At 75.0% G+C, this 14543-nt stretch carries 12 protein-coding genes; 10 read left to right on the top strand and 2 right to left on the bottom strand.

Features of this window, described 5'->3' with window-relative positions; genetic code table 11:
- Positions 1–12: 12 nt before the first annotated feature.
- The 5 genes from EIZ62_RS02535 (at position 13) to EIZ62_RS02515 (ending at position 6398) form a co-directional block, all read left to right on the top strand.
- On the top strand, positions 13–669 hold the full coding sequence (locus tag EIZ62_RS02535) for a TetR/AcrR family transcriptional regulator (protein ID WP_156691079.1): 657 nt from the start codon (positions 13–15) through the stop codon (positions 667–669).
- Positions 666–2069, top strand: coding sequence for an MFS transporter (locus EIZ62_RS02530; protein WP_156691078.1), 1404 nt, complete (start codon positions 666–668; stop codon positions 2067–2069). The genes EIZ62_RS02535 and EIZ62_RS02530 overlap by 4 nt, the downstream gene beginning before the upstream one ends.
- Before the next feature lie 135 nt (positions 2070–2204).
- Positions 2205–3131, top strand: a complete 927-nt coding sequence (locus tag EIZ62_RS02525) for a Rieske (2Fe-2S) protein (RefSeq protein ID WP_156691077.1) — start codon at positions 2205–2207, stop codon at positions 3129–3131.
- A gap of 99 nt (positions 3132–3230) precedes the next feature.
- Positions 3231–6071 (top strand): winged helix-turn-helix domain-containing protein, encoded by a 2841-nt coding sequence (locus EIZ62_RS02520; protein WP_156691076.1) that lies wholly within the window; start codon positions 3231–3233, stop codon positions 6069–6071.
- Between the two features lie 129 nt (positions 6072–6200).
- Complete coding sequence (locus EIZ62_RS02515) at positions 6201–6398, top strand: hypothetical protein (RefSeq protein ID WP_156691075.1); 198 nt, start codon at positions 6201–6203, stop codon at positions 6396–6398.
- Positions 6399–6459: 61 nt separating this feature from the next.
- Here EIZ62_RS02515 and EIZ62_RS02510 read toward each other — a convergent pair whose 3' ends face one another.
- Both EIZ62_RS02510 and EIZ62_RS02505 read right to left on the bottom strand, forming a co-directional pair.
- Positions 6460–7911 (bottom strand): DUF2252 domain-containing protein, encoded by a 1452-nt coding sequence (locus tag EIZ62_RS02510; protein WP_156691074.1) that lies wholly within the window; start codon positions 7909–7911, stop codon positions 6460–6462.
- Between the two features lie 45 nt (positions 7912–7956).
- On the bottom strand, positions 7957–8544 hold the full coding sequence (locus tag EIZ62_RS02505) for an ion channel (RefSeq protein WP_156691073.1): 588 nt from the start codon (positions 8542–8544) through the stop codon (positions 7957–7959).
- A gap of 182 nt (positions 8545–8726) precedes the next feature.
- On the opposite strand from EIZ62_RS02505, the gene EIZ62_RS32900 reads away from it, so the two are divergent.
- The 5 genes from EIZ62_RS32900 to EIZ62_RS02480 all read left to right on the top strand — a co-directional run bounded on the left by EIZ62_RS32900 (position 8727) and on the right by EIZ62_RS02480 (position 14490).
- On the top strand, positions 8727–9125 hold the full coding sequence (locus EIZ62_RS32900) for a DUF308 domain-containing protein (protein ID WP_156691072.1): 399 nt from the start codon (positions 8727–8729) through the stop codon (positions 9123–9125).
- Positions 9126–9169: 44 nt separating this feature from the next.
- Entirely contained in the window at positions 9170–9895 is a 726-nt protein-coding gene (locus EIZ62_RS02495) for a dienelactone hydrolase family protein (RefSeq protein WP_156691071.1), read from the top strand.
- A 164-nt stretch (positions 9896–10059) separates the two neighbouring features.
- Positions 10060–10428 carry a hypothetical protein gene (locus EIZ62_RS02490; RefSeq protein ID WP_156691070.1) on the top strand — a complete coding sequence of 123 codons (369 nt, stop codon included), beginning with the start codon at positions 10060–10062 and terminating at the stop codon, positions 10426–10428.
- Between the two features lie 40 nt (positions 10429–10468).
- Positions 10469–13018, top strand: coding sequence for a VWA domain-containing protein (locus EIZ62_RS02485; RefSeq protein ID WP_156691069.1), 2550 nt, complete (start codon positions 10469–10471; stop codon positions 13016–13018).
- On the top strand, positions 13015–14490 hold the full coding sequence (locus EIZ62_RS02480) for an extracellular solute-binding protein (RefSeq protein ID WP_156691068.1): 1476 nt from the start codon (positions 13015–13017) through the stop codon (positions 14488–14490). The genes EIZ62_RS02485 and EIZ62_RS02480 overlap by 4 nt, the downstream gene beginning before the upstream one ends.
- Positions 14491–14543 lie beyond the last annotated feature (53 nt).

The following is a 14543-nucleotide window of genomic DNA, read 5'->3' as shown; positions in this document are numbered from 1 at the left end:
TAGACAGTGTCTATGACTGCTGGAGACTCCCTGCGGGAGCGACTGATCGACGCCGGCGTGGACCTCGTGCTGACCGAGGGCTCCGCCTCCGTGGGCCTGCGCGACATCGCGCGCCGGGCCGGGGTGTCGCACGGGGCGCCCCGTCGGTACTTCCCCACGCACCACTCGCTGCTGTCGGCGATCGCCCGGCGTGGATTCGAGGACCTCCGGGCCCGGTTCGAAGCCGCCACCGCCACCGCGTCCACTCCGCGGGCCCAACTGGACGCCTTCGCGCGGGTGTACGTGGCGTACGCCCTCGACCGGCGTGGCATGTTCGAGCTGATGTTCCGGCACGACCTGCTGAACAGCGAGCAGCAGCCCCCACAAGCACAAGCACAAGCACAAGCACAACCACCACGACTGCGTGAGCTGACCCTCCCGCTGGCCGGGCGGTTCGCCGCACTGGTCGCCCAATGCCGGGGCGAGGCCCCCGCGCAGGCGGGCGAGCACGAGGTGACGGCGGCCCTGCTGTGGTCGGGCCTGCACGGCATCGCCCAACTCTGGGCCTGGGGAAGCCTGCCACTCGTCCTGGGCGGGCCGGACCCGGACGACGACGCGCCGAAGGACCCCCGCCTCGACCGGCTCGTCGCGGCGCTGCTGGACGCCCATCTCGGCCCGGTGCAGGCATGACCGCGCTCAGGAAGCACGCGGCGCTCCTGGTCAGTGTGGCCGGCGCGATGATCGTCGCCCTGGACGGCACCGTGCTGCTCGTGGCGCAGCCCACGCTCCAACGTGACCTCGGCGCGAGCGCCGCACAGGTCCAGTGGACGAGTACGGGGTACCTGGTCGCGGTGGCGGCGCTCCTGATCATCGCCGGACGCCTCGGGGACCGGTACGGACACCCCCGGGTACTGCTGGTCGGCGTACTGGGTTTCGGGGCCGCCTCCGCCGGGATCGCCCTCGCACCCTCGGCGGGCTGGGCCATCGCCCTGCGCGTCGCGCAAGGCGCCTTCGGCGCGCTGCTCCAGCCGGGGACGCTCGCCCTGCTGAGGCTGACGTATCCGGCCGACCGGCTCGGCACACCGGTGGCGATCCGCACCAGCGCGATAGCGGTCGCCGCCGGCAGCGGACCCATCCTCGGCGGCGCTCTCGTGGCCGCCTTCGGATGGCGAGCCGTGTTCTGGGTGAACGTCCCGCTCACGCTCGCCATCGCCGCGCTCACCCTGGCGCTCCGCACCCCGGAACCCGCCAACTCCGTCACCCAGCGGCTCAACCTCACGAGTTCGGCCCTGCTGGCGGGTCTGCTCGCCGTGGCCGTCCACACCCTGGCCGGCGTACCGGCGCACGGGTGGACCGCCGGGCCGACGCTGCTGGGAGCGTGCGCCGTCGCCGTGCTCACCGTGGCGCTCACCCGCCACGAACGCCGCACCGAGCACCCGGTCGTGCCGTGTGCCGTCGCCCGATCGGCACCGGTGACGGCGGCGATGGCGCTGCTGCTGACGACCGGCGCGGGCTTGTTCGGCACGCTGTTCACCGCCACCTTCCACCTCCAGAACACCCTCCGCCTCGACCCGCTCGCCTGCGGACTGCACGTGCTGCCGCTCACCGCGCTCATGGTCCTCGGCTCGCCCGTCGCCGCCGCGGCACTGCGCCGCCACGGCCCGCGCCGCACCGCGATCGCCGGCACCGCCCTCGTCGTCCTGGGCGTCCTGGGGCTCTCCCGGCTCGGGCCCACCACCCCGTGGGCGGCCATGGGCCTGTCGTTCGCCGTCCTGGGCGCCGGGTTCGCCGCCGTGATGGTCACCTCCACCGGAACCGTCGTCGGTGACGCGCCACCGGGGTACGCAGGAGTCGTCGGCGGACTCAAGCAGACCGCCATGAACGTCGGCCCCACGCTCGGCATCGCCGTCGCGGCCGGCACCCAGGGCGTTTCGGCGTCGGCCATGGGCTCCAGCCTGCCGGTCCTCGCGGCGCTCACCGCCCTCGGGCTGCTGTCCGCCGCCCGGCTGCCCCGGCACACGCCCCGCCCTGCACCGCCCCGGCGCGTCACCCCAACGGCAGCGGAGACGTCGAGGCAGGCGGGGACGTGACAGCGGGGCGGGCGGCAGGCGACTGACTCCTGCCGCCCACGCGACCCGCCACCCGGACCCGGAAACGGCCCGTTTTCGTACGCCCCGAAGGGCTACTCGTGCCGCATGAACCCTTCTGTCACACGTCGTCGCGCGATGGACGCCCTGCATCGGCTGGCACCGTCACCCGAAGGACCCGGCCGCGTCCTGCGGGGCGTGGACCGGCTGGAGCGGTGGCCGGGCGCCGACGGGCTGATCGACGCCCTGCGGGCGCTGGTGCGGGCGGCGCCGCTGGGGGCCGCCCGGGACGTGCTGCACGGGCGCTGGCTCGGCCATCCGGTGCATCCCCTGCTGGTGCAGGTACCGATCGGGACGTGGTTGTCCGCGGCGGTGCTCGACATGCTGCCCGGCCACCGCCGGGGCGCGCGGGTCCTGATCGCCACCGGCCTGGCCGCGGCGGGACCGGCGGCGGTCTCCGGCTGGACGGACTGGGCCGAGCTGCCGAAGGAGCAGCAGCGTGTGGGGCTGGTGCACGCGGCCGGCAACATCACGGCCGTCGCGCTGTACGCCGCCTCGTTCAGCGCCAGGTGCCGAGGACGGACGGGGCGCGGCAAGGCGCTGGGGCTGGCCGGGCTGTGCGCGGTGTCCGCGGGCGGGGCACTGGGCGGTCACCTCGCCTACCGCCAGGCCGCCGGGGCCAACCACGCCGAGCAGGTGCCCCACATCGTCGGCCCCGGCTGGCACACCATCGGTGACGTCGCCGACTTCCCCGTGGGCGAGGCGGTACGGCGGCACGTGGGGGAGGTGCCGGTCATGGTGGTACGCGAGGCGGGCGGTGCCGTGCACGTGCTGGCCGACCGGTGCAGTCACATGGCCGGACCGTTGTCGGACGGCGAGATCGCCGACGGCTGCGTGCGCTGCCCCTGGCACGGAAGTGTGTTCCGCCTGGAAGACGGCTGGAACGTCCGCGGGCCCGCCACGGCTCCTCAGCCGGCCTTCGACACCCGGATCACCGACGGACGGCTCGACGTGCGCCTTCGTGACGTGACCGGGAGCACCGGGAGCACCGCCGACGCCGCGTGACGCCCCCAAGGGCCGTAGACGCCGCGCGCCGGGGCGCGAGCACTGGGATCATGAGGGGGCGAGCGTTGCAGAGCCAGACGAGCGGTGGTGGTGAGCACCATGGCCGAGACCAGGGAGAGCGGCGCGGCCCGGAGACGGCCGTACGCCGATCCGTACGCCGATCCGCACAGTGATCCGCAGGCCGATCCGCACGGTGAGCCGTATCTGCTCACCCGGTTCGCCGTACCGGCCCTTCCGGGGACGTTCCTGCGGCGTGGACGCCTGACCGCCCACCTCGACGAGGCCGCCCGTACGCCGCTGACCATGGTGAACGGGCCCGCCGGCGCGGGCAAGACCCTGCTCGTGGCCGACTGGGTCGCGGGGCGGGCGGAACCCGTCGCCTGGCTCACGATCGGCGACGGGGACCTCACCACCGACGCCACGGAGCCGGGCCCCGGGATGTGGTGGGCGTACCTGCTCCAGGCGCTGCGGCTCTCCGGCGTACCACTGCCCCCGGACATCGGCTGCCCCGCGGACGCGAACCGCGCCGACCCCGGCCTGCTGACGCGCCTGGCCGCCCACCTCGGCACCCGTGAACGGCCGGTGACCGTCGTCCTGGACGAGTTCGACCGGGTGACCGATCCGCGGTTCGCGGAGCAACTGGCGTTCGTCCTGCACCACGCGGGCCCCGGCCTGCGCCTGGTCCTCGTCACCCGTACGGAACCCCTGCTGCCCCTGCACCGGTACCGGGCCGCCGGCGAGCTGACCGAGATCCGGGGCGCGGAACTCGCCTTCACCCCCGCGGAGGCGACCGCGCTGCTGGAACGGCACGGCATGCGCCTTCCACCCGCCGCGGTACGGGCCCTGGTGGACCGCACCCGGGGATGGGCGGCCGGGCTGCGGCTGAGCGCCCTCGCCGCGCGGGAGCACCCGGACCCCGAGACGTACCTGAAGGAGTTCGAGGCCCGACGGACCACCGTGGCGGACTTCCTGCTCGCGGAGGTCCTCGAACGGCAGTCACCGGAGACGCAGGACCTGCTGCTGAGGGCCGGCGTCCTGGACCGCTTCTGCCCCGCCCTGGTGAACGCGTTGACCGGACGTGCCGACGCCGCGGCCGTCCTGGCGGAACTGCACCGTGAGAACGCGTTCGTCGAGGACCTCGGCCGCGACCAGTACCGTCTCCACCCCCTCTTCCGCGAGATCCTCCGTGCTCATCTGCGTGTGCGGAGCCCCGGCCTCGAGCAGGAGCTGCACCGGCGGGCGGCGCACTGGTTGCACGGCTCCGCCGCCGGATCGCTGGAGGAGACGCTCGCGCACGGGGCCGCCGCGCAGGACTGGGACTTCACCGCCGGTGCGCTGGTGGACGACCTCGCCATCGGCCAGCTCTTCACCGGTCTGCGCCGCGGCGACCTCACCGAGTTGTTCGCCGCGATGCCGCCCGACGCGGCGGGCCCCGCCGTGGATCTCGTACGAGCGGCCCGGGCGCTGTCCCTGTCGGACGCGGACCGGGGCCTGACCCACCTGCGCCGGGCGGAGGACCGCCTCGGCGAAGACACCGCCGGCCGGGCGGCGGCCCGGCTGAGCTGCGCCCTCCTCGAAGCCCTCGCGGCGCGTCTCACCGGTGCGCCGGACAGGGCCGGCAAGGCCGCGGACGCGGCCGGCGAGCTTCGCCGCGAGGTCCCCGCCCGCCTCCTCGACGAGCATCCGGAACTCTTCGCCCTCCTGCTGGCCCACGTGGGCTCGGCGCATCTGTGGGCCGGCCGCTTCGGTGACGCGCGTACCGCACTGTCCCGGGCGGCCGGTACCGCCAGAGGGCCCGCCACGCCCGCCGCCCCCGCAGCGACGCCTACGCCCGCCACGGCACTGCCTCGGGAGGACGCGCTCGGCGGCCTGGCGCTCATCGACTACCTGGACGGCCGGCTCGACCGGGCGGAGCGCAACGCGCTGGCGTCCCTGTCCGTCACGGAGCGGTTCGGCCCGCCGCATCTCCCCGGCTCCGCCCTCGCGCGGCTGGTCCTCGCCGGTGTGGCCGTCGAGCGCCACGAACTGGCCACGGCCCAGCGGCTCCTTGACACGACGGCCGCCGCGCCCGCGCACGGCCCGCCGCGCGACCCGGTCACGGAAGCGGGCCGGGCCGTCGTCACCGCGCGTCTGCTCCTGGCCCGTGGTGGGGCCCGTGCCGTGCTCGACGCGCTGGAGCGGGAACCGGGTCCGGGGGCGGGGCTCGCGACCGCCACGGGGTCGCCGTGGGCGGACGGTGCGACCGCGCTGGCCGCCGCGGCCGCCCACCTGGCCGAGGGCCGGCCGGAGGCGGCTGTCGGGCTGCTGCGCACCGTGCCTGATGACTGGCCGGCGGGTGCGGCGGAGGCCGCCGGGATCCGGCTCGCCGCCGAGGAGGCCCTCACGGCCGACAGGACCTTCAGCGGGGTTCGCGCCGCCGGCGAGTCCTTCACCGAGTCCCTGGCGGCCGACGGGGCGACGCTCCGTCTCCCCGACCACGCCGGTCCCGGGCTGACCGTACGCGCCATGCTGGCGAGGGCGCGGGCGGCGGACCGCGTCGGGGATCGCGCGACGGCGTGCCGACTCGTCGCCAAGGCCCTGTACGCGGCCCGCCGCGAGCGGGTCCGGCGCCCCTTCTTCGAAGCCGGACCGTGGATCCGGCCGCTCCTGGGCACGGCGCCGCTGCAGGGCCTGGCCGACGGGTGGCTCGACCCCCACCGCGCGGCACCCGCCGGGGCACCCCGCACCGGCGAGCCCCCGCCCGTCGTCGAGGAACTCAGCGGACGGGAGCGCGACGTCCTGAGGCGGCTGGCCCAGTTGATGTCGACGGACGAGATCGCCGCCGACCTGCACGTCTCGCCGAACACGGTCAAGACCCACCTGAAGAGCGTGTACCGGAAGCTGGCCGTCAGCCGGCGCAACGACGCCGTCCGCCGCGCGCGGGAGCACCACCTGCTCTGACGCGGGAGCCCGGTGGCCCGGCGGCCGCGGTCACCTGCGCGGGGTGAGGCCGGCACGGGCCAGGGCGGCGGACCATCGAGGAGTACGCGTCATCCGCCTGTTCCGGGCCGGCCACCGGGAGAGCAGCCCATGCGTTACGAGATCCGCGTCGAAGGACACATGTCGGAGCCGCTGACCGCGGCCTTCCCGGAGCTCGAGCACGTGACGATGGCCGGCCAGACCGTACTGTTCGGGCCCGTCGTCGACGAGGCGCACCTGTACGGTCTGCTGGCCCGCTGCCAGGCGTTCGGGCTGCGCCTCATGGAGATGCGCCGACTGCCGGAGTGACCCGCCACCGCGCCGCGCCAGGACCGGTCGACGGCGCCGGGCCGACCGGTCGGCGCGCGGCTCAGGGGCTCTCGGCCCGGATCCTGCCCGAGCGGGCGGCGGCGCCCAGCGCCTCGAAGTCCCGTTCGTTCTGGTCGGCGTAGGCCTGGGCGAACGCGACGAGGGCGCGGTCGAAGCGGTCGCTCCCGCCCAGGTACGCGGCGATGGCCACCGGATCGCCCGAGCGGGCGTGGGCGCGCGCCAGACTGGCCCCGCACAACTCGGCGAACAGGCCGAGCAGTTCCGGGTCCATGGTCTCCGGCCGCGCGATGCCCTTCCAGTCCCGCAGCTGACGCACGTAGAAGTCCCGCCCTTGCCCGTCGAGGCCCACGACGTGCGTCCAGCCGAGGAAGATGTCGCTGGTGGTCTGGATCAGCCGCTGCCCCGCCACCACCCGGTGGCCCTGGTTGTCCCAGCGGCCGGCTCCCGTGTGCGCGGCGAGGACGGACTCCTGGGCCTCCTTCGCCTGGAGCAGCAGCGGATCGTCGTCGTCCCGGCCCAGCAGGAGCAGGATCCAGCAGCGCGTGCCGACGCTGCCCACGCCGACCACCTTCCGGGCCATGTCGACCAGGTGGTACTGGCGCAGCAGGTGGCGCCGCTCGGACGAGAGGGTCCTCGCGTACGTGCCCAGGAGGGCGCCGAGCTGGCGACGGTCGTCCTCGGTCGGGTCGGTCACCAGGCTGCGCAGCGGGGTGATCAGTGGCGGGTCCGGTGCGATCCGCAGGCCTTCCGCGGTGGCCCGGGTGAGTTTCGCGAAGGCTTGGAGGTGGGTGCGCGTACGGGCCTTGGCGGTGGCCTCGGCGGTGCGGCGCCTGGCCTCCTTGCTCATCGACGAGGTGAGCAGCTCCCGCACGCGGTCGGCGTCGTCCTGCGCGTACCAGACGTCCAGCGCGCGCATTCCGGCGAACTTCCGCATCCGCTGCCGGTACGCCCGCACGCACGCACCCACCGCGAGATCCTGCACCCCGACCGGGAAGCCGTTGGCGCGGCCCGCGATCGCGAAGCTGGCCGCCAGCCGTTTCACGTCCCATTCGAAGGGGCCGGCCAGGGTCTCGTCGAAGTCGTTGATGTCGAAGACCAGGTGGCGTTCGGGGGAGGCCAGGAGCCGGAAGTTGAGCAGATGGGCGTCGCCGCAGAGCTGGACCGTCAGACCGGTGTGCGGCAGTGGCCCGAGGTCGGCCGCCATGATCGCCGCCGCACCCCGGTAGAAGCGGAACGGGGACTCCAGCATGCGTCCGTAGCGGATGGGGACCAACTCGGGCAGCCGGGTGGCCGACTGGCGCTCCACCACCGCCACCGGGTCGAGCCGTTCCGTGTCCCTGGCGAACCGGCCGTGGGAGGAACGCGGGGCGCGCGCCCGCGCGTTCCTGCCGTGCGCCGCCCTCTCGGCCGGTGACGGCGGAGGCGGAGGGAGCGGGGGAGCGGGGTCGTCGGGTACGGGGCCGGGTACGCGGTCGGGTGTCGGTACGGCCATGGGGGCACACCTCCTGGGCGGCGGTCCTCGTGCTCGGGGCGGGGCCTACTCCGGCGGCGGGGGGCGGCCCTGGCGCCGCAGTCCCGCCTGTACCGCCGCCGCCAGGATCCGGGCCGCGACCCCGACGAGCAGCAGCCCGCCGAGCATCTGAAGCATGGTCACCACCCGGCCGGGCGGGGAGACGGCGGTGATGTCGCCGTACCCGACGGTGGTGAACGTGGTCAGCGTGAAGTACAGGGCGTCCGTCCTCGACAGCGGTTCGCTGAACGATCCCGGCGACGAGCGCTCCAACACGTAATAGGCGACGGCGAAGAGCACCAGGTACAGCGCCAGCGTGGTGCCGAGGGCCTCGACCGCCCGCAGACGGGGGTGCGGGGAGTGCGCGATGGCCCGTGCCTGCCAGACCAGGAGCACGGCCACCCCCAGCAGACCGATGGCGAACAGGGCCGTCGCGGCTCCGGTCCTCCGCCCTTCCAGCGGCAGCAGGTAGTACGCGGCCACGAGCAACGTGGTGACGCCCACCGCCCGCGCCAGGACCACGGCGGCCACTCGTCGCCCGCCGCCCGGCGGCATCCCGTCGCCCGCCCGCCCCGAGGGGCCGCGCTCGCTCCGGGAGGGCGCTGAATCGTTCATGACCGTGACTTTCCTCCGTTCCGGCGCCCACGGGTACGCCCCCGGCGCGCACCGGGACCCGCCAGTACGTCCGGACCCACCAGTACGTCCGGGGTTCCAGTTCACCGCCCCGGCGGTGGGGCCGGATCACCCGCCAGGGGTGACCCCGCGCCCCGCCGCGCCCGGAACACTGGTGCCAGGAGGTGTCCCGGCGAGCGCGCCGGGGCACCGCCGGCGACCCCCGAGCACCGCGGCCACCGAGCCGGCGTCACGGCCCCGCCCGCCGGGGCGGACCCGTACCACCGCACGAACGCGCCTGGAAGAGCCAGGACCGTGCCGTCAGGTCCCGCGCGTCCCGTCCCGGACGAGAGGACCAGCCGGAGGACCGGTCGGAGGGCCGGCCGCTCGGCGCCGCGCTGGCGACACTGGCGCCGGGCGTGCTGATCCTGGTGTGGCCGGACGGAACGCTGCACGTCCTGGCGCTCCTCGTCGGCCTCTGCCTACTGGTGACCGGCGCCTTCCGGTTCGTCGGCAGGGGCGGGTGGCGGCGGGCGGGCCCACGACCACTGACGGGACGGACCGCCGCCGTCTGCCGTCGGTGAAACACCGCCCCCGGCGGGCGCGGCGGTCACTACCGTCCAGTCGCATGACGACGATCACCACTCGTACGGTCGCCTACCCGGCCGACAACCTGACGATGATCGGACACCTCGCGCTCCCGGCCGGTGCCGAGCGCCGGCCCGCGGTCCTGATCGGACCGGAGGGGGTGGGGCTCAGCGACGTCGAGCGCCACCGGGCCGAGGCTCTGGCCGAGCTGGGGTACGTGGCGCTGGCCTTCGACCTCCACGGCGGACGCTATCTGGCCGACCCGGAGGACATGCTGGCCCGGTGCATGCCGCTGCTCGCCGACCCCGACCGGATGCGGGGAATCGGTCACGCCGCGCTCGACGTGCTGCGTGCCGAACCACGGGCGGACCCCGACCGGACCGCCGCCATCGGCTACGGCACCGGGGGCGCCGTCGCACTGGAACTCGGGCGCGACGGCGTCGACCTGCGCGCGATCGCGACAGTCAACGGCCTCACCACGGGCCGGCCGGGTGAGGCGGCACGCATGCGCTGCCCGGTATGGGCCGGGGTCGGGTCGGAGGACCCGATCATGCCGCCCGTGCAACGGGACGCGTTCACCGCGGAGATGCAGGCAGCGGGCGTCGACTGGCGCCTCGTGGTCTACGGGGGAGCCCTTCACGCCTTCCACCATCCGACGGTCGACCACATCGTGCGTCCCGGCGTCGGCCACCACCCCCGGCACGCACAGCGAGCCTGGCGTGACGTCGTCGCCCTGCTCGCCGAGTGCCTGCCGCTCACGGATTGACGGGTCACCGCCCGCCCGCGCCTGCCAGGACGGCCGGCGCTCCACGGGCGAACCCGTCGGCCGGCCCCGTTCGGCACACCGTGCGGACAGCCCTTCCGCCCCGGCAGTGCGTTCAGGCCACATCACCATGAACACGCGTGACACTATGGGGAGTTATGAACCCAGTGGATCCATCGCAGCCCCTCACCCTCCGGGTGGTGATGAACCCGGACGCGGCGAGCCCCGCCGACATCGAGGAACTGACGCTCTGGCTCAGGCGGGAGCGGGTGTTCCGCGAACTGCTCGACCGCAGCGCCCTCCGCTTCGCCTCACGGGCGCGTCAGCCCGGCGACGGCGATGCCGGGACCCCCATGGGCCCGGTCGAGGACCTGCTGGTGATGGTCGTGCTGCAGCCGGCCCTCGGGTACACGGCCACCCGCCTCCTGGAGGAGGCCGAGGAGTCGGTGCGGGCCTGGTGGACCGCGCGCCGGGCGCAGCGCGGGGAGGGTTCCGACGGGGCACCCGGAGTGGTCCGGGAGGGCGACGGCGACTGAGCGCACGGGCGACGCCACGGCGATGTGAGGAGCTGATCCGGTGCCCGACAGGCGGGGGACCTCACCCGACCAGGCGTTACTGGTCGGTGTGTCCACGTACGAGTACCACGTGGAACGGAACGAGTACTTCGGGCTGCCCGGTGACATACCCGCCGCGCGCCACAACGTGGAGCGGATGAAGTCCACCCTCCAGGGCATGGGCCTGTTCCCCGACTCCGCGTTACGGGTCTGCGACGACACCTGCTCCGAGGAACAGGTCCTCGCCGAGCTCAAGGCCACCAGCAAGCTCGCCCGCGGCCTGCTGCTCTTCTACTTCTGCGGCCACGCCATGCCCCATCTGCGGGGCGAGGAACTGTGGCTCCCGCTGCACCGGGGCCATGCGGTACGCGGCGAGGACTCGACCGACTACGCCAACTCCCTGCGGCTCACCCGGGTGCTGGAGCGGCTGGGGCGCAGCCCCGCCCAGCGGATCGTCGTCGTCCTCGACTGCTGCTACGCGGGGACCGCCGAGGCCCTCCTTGGGCAGCTCCCCGAGTCGCGCCGGCGCAAGTTCACCCTGCTGCTGGGCGTCCAGTCCAACCGCCGGGTCGACGCCGGGGACGGCGAGGACGCCACGCCGTACACCCGCGAGCTGACCGAGCTGCTCTCGGCCGGCCACCACGACCTGCGCGACCTGGCCCAGCGCCTCGCCGCGACCGCGGCCGCCCAGGGCTGGAAGACGTACGAGGGCAGCGTGCGCGAGACCGTGCACGTCGCGGGCGACCCCATGGCCCAGGTGCGCCTGGAGCCGACGGCGGCGGCACCCGAGAACCGCGTACGCCCCCTCGTACGGGGCCGGGGCCGGGGCCGCGCCGCACCCCGCCAACGGGAACGGACGACTCCGCTCCCCGGCGGTCTCGGTGACCGGCTGCGCGGGGCCCTGCTCCGCCCCGCCGCGCGTCTCGTCACCGCCTGCGTCCTGCTCGCCCTGCTCGGCGCCGGGGTGGGCGCCTGGCTCTGGCTCACCGGTGACGGGCAGGCCCACGCGTGCGTACCGCCCCAGGAGATCCGCCTGCTCACCGACCCGGAACTGGAGGAGGCCGTGCGGGCCGCCGCCGACGCCTTCGAGGCGACCGCCGCGGCCAACAAGGACGCCCACGGGTGCCTGCGCGGGGGGATCACCGTGTACAGCGCGCCCGCCGACCGCGTGGCGAAGGCGTTCCGGGAGGACGCCGCCGCCTGGCAGGACCCCACCCAGGCCGCCAACCCGGCCCGCGACATCGGACCCCAGCCCGACGTGTGGATCCCCGCCACCTCGGCGGAGGTGCCGCGCGCGAGGCCCGCCGGCGGGGGTGCGGGCCCGGCGGAGCTGTCCGACCACCCGACCGCGCTGCCGGTGTCCCCGATGGTGCTCGCCGTCCCGGCGGCCGTGGCCGACCGGGCCGGACTGTCCGCCGGACGGACCGGCCGCCCCCTGGACGACCTGCTCGCGGACGTGCTGGCCGCCGAACCGGGCTCGGCGGTCCGCCGTACCGACCCCGAGGTGGGGACCGCCGGACTGCTCGCCACCCAGGGCCTGTACGCCGGACTCGACGGCGTGGCGGACCGCAAACGCGCCGAACGCCGCACCACGGACGGCCTGCGGGTGCCCGTGTCCACCGGCGAACACCTGCTGTGCGAAGCCCCGCACGGCGGCCCCGGCGCCACCGACACCCTCCTGCTCCCCGCGTTCCGGCTGAAGGACGACCCGGACTGCGGCCGCCCCGACACGGTGCGCCGGATCGCCGTGCAGCCGGACGACGTGCCGGGCCTCGACCCGGTCTTCGTCCGCGTGCGCTGGGCGCACGCCTCCGGCGGATTCACCTCCGTACGCCAGGAGACCCTGGAGGCGTTCGAGACCTGGCTGACCGGCCCCGAGGGACGCAAGCAGTTCATCCTGCGCGGCTTCGACTCCGGCGGCATCAGCCGGGCGAGCACCGAGGACCTGAACACCACCCTGGCCCAGTACCGCCAGGCGACCGGCCCCGGCCGGGTCCTCTTCCTCGTCGACAGCTCCGGTTCCATGGCCGACCGCTGGGAGGGCGACGGCGGCGCGCTCGGCCTGCTCAAGGCCGCCTTCGAAGGGCTCGGCACCGAGGACGAGTACGCGGTGTGGGGCGTCGCCTCGGCCGACGGCGCCGACCGTCCCTACAGCACCGTCCTGCCGATGGACGGCCACCGCCCCGACACCGCCCGCGCCACCCTCGGCAGCAAGGCCGCCCTGCACCCCGACCTGGAGGCCGACCCCTACCGTGCGCTCGGCCAGGCCGTCGACACCCTCGCCGCGCGGGGGCGGGACGACGACCGGCCCCAGCTCGTCGTCCTCCTCACCGACGACGAGGACAGCCGCCGCCCCGGCTGGCAGCGGCAGCTCGACGACCTCACCGACCGGACCAGGGACAAGGGCGTACCCATCGTGATGGCCGTGATGGAGAGCGGCGCCTGCGCCGCCGGCGCCCCGGCCCGCCGTGTCGCGGACACCGCGGGCGGCCGCTGCCTGGACGCGCCCGGCACCCTGGTGCGGGACCTCGCCGCCGAAGTGGCCTGGGTGGGCAAGGGGGAGGCGCGGTGACCGTCCCCGGCGGCCGCCAGGCCGGCACACGACGCCCACGAGCACTCCTCAGGCGCGCGGCAGCCGTACTGGCCGGCCTCGCCCTCCTGTCCGGCACCGCGTCGTGCACCGGCGGCAGCCCCGGCCCGGCACCGGCGATCAGCCCCGACGCGCTCGGCAGCGACCAGGAGATCGTCGTGGTCAGCGGGCTCGACGTCACGGGCCAGGGCGGCATCCGCCACCAGCTGATCGAGGAGTGGAACGAACGCCAGGAGGCGAACGGCTCTCCCTACCGGGCCCGGCTCGTCGAACTGTCCGGCTCCGCCGACCAGCAGCGCAGCCAGCTCCTCGGCGCCCTGCAATCCGGAAGCGCGTCGTACGACGTCGTCAACCTCGACGTCACCTGGGTCCCCGAGTTCGCCCAGGGCGGCCTCATCCAGCCGCTCGACGACTCGCTCCTCGACGAGCAGGACCTCTTCCCGGCCGTCACCGCCACCGCCCGCTGGAACGACGTCGTCCACTCGGTGCCCTTCAACACCGACGTCGGCCTGCTCTACTACCGCAAGGACCACCTCGCCGCCGCCGGCCTGCCCGACCCCGCCGGCACCGGCTTCACCTGGCAGGACCTGATCGCGTACGCCACCGCAGTCCAGGAGGCCGCCCGCCGCGACCCCGGCGCCCGGGCGTTCAAGGGTCTGGAGTCCGGCTGGACCAGCCAGCTGTCGGCGTACGAGGGGCTCACCGTCAACGGCATCGAGGCCCTCAGCACCACGCACCCGGCCCCCCCGCTCACCGACGCCGAGGGCCGCTACACGGGCACCCCCGCCCTCATCGAGGAGGGCCTCGACGAGCTGGCCCGCCGCACCCACCAGGCCCACACCCTGCCCGGCGCCGGGGACTCCACCGAGTCCACCTCGCTCGCCGACTTCGTCGCCGGGCGCACCACCTTCCTGCGCCACTGGCCCTACATCTACCGTGACGTCGCCGACCTGCCCGGCACCGACGTGGGGGTGATGCCACTCCCCGGCAAGGCGGTCCTCGGCGGCCAGAACCTCGCGGTGGCCCGCACCGTCGGCGGCGGCGCCGCGGACAAGGCCCGCGACCTGATCTCCTTCCTGACCGGCCCCACCGGCGAACGCTGCCTGCTCGACGCCGGGTTCGCCGCCGTCCGCCGCTCCGCCTACACCGACCCCGACGTCACGTGCAGCTACGTCCGGGGTGACACCGCCACCCCCGGGGCGCCGCCCACCGGCGAGCCCACCCGCACCATGCCCCGCGACCGGGACGGCCGCCCCGCCTACGCCGACACCGTGCTGCGCCCCGCCCTGGACGACGCCGTGTCCCGGCCCCGCACCCCGTACTACGGCGCCTTCACCCAGACCTACGCCGCCCACCTCGCGGCCGTCGCCGACGGCGTCCCGCCCGACGACCTGTCCACCACGGCCCGCGACCTCGACGCCGCCCTCCGCAAGGTCATGCCGGTCCGCCCCTGAACAGCCGATCTCCAACGGAACCACACGCCCGTCAACCGCATCGTCATAGCGGG

The sequence above is a fragment of the Streptomyces ficellus genome (assembly GCF_009739905.1).
GTDB lineage: Bacteria > Actinomycetota > Actinomycetes > Streptomycetales > Streptomycetaceae > Streptomyces > Streptomyces ficellus_A.
Note: the sequence above shows the minus strand (reverse complement) of the source record. Positions and strands in the feature narration are given on the sequence as shown.

Excerpts from the sequence above, each read along its gene's own strand:
- EIZ62_RS02535 (WP_156691079.1), top strand. The coding sequence starts at position 13 with ATGACTGCTGGAGACTCCCTGCGGGAGCGACTGATCGACGCCGGCGTG.
- EIZ62_RS02530 (WP_156691078.1), top strand. The coding sequence starts at position 666 with ATGACCGCGCTCAGGAAGCACGCGGCGCTCCTGGTCAGTGTGGCCGGC.
- EIZ62_RS02525 (WP_156691077.1), top strand. The coding sequence starts at position 2,205 with ATGGACGCCCTGCATCGGCTGGCACCGTCACCCGAAGGACCCGGCCGC.
- EIZ62_RS02520 (WP_156691076.1), top strand. The coding sequence starts at position 3,231 with ATGGCCGAGACCAGGGAGAGCGGCGCGGCCCGGAGACGGCCGTACGCC.
- EIZ62_RS02515 (WP_156691075.1), top strand. The coding sequence starts at position 6,201 with ATGCGTTACGAGATCCGCGTCGAAGGACACATGTCGGAGCCGCTGACC.
- EIZ62_RS02510 (WP_156691074.1), bottom strand. The coding sequence starts at position 7,911 with ATGGCCGTACCGACACCCGACCGCGTACCCGGCCCCGTACCCGACGAC.
- EIZ62_RS02505 (WP_156691073.1), bottom strand. The coding sequence starts at position 8,544 with ATGAACGATTCAGCGCCCTCCCGGAGCGAGCGCGGCCCCTCGGGGCGG.
- EIZ62_RS02495 (WP_156691071.1), top strand. The coding sequence starts at position 9,170 with ATGACGACGATCACCACTCGTACGGTCGCCTACCCGGCCGACAACCTG.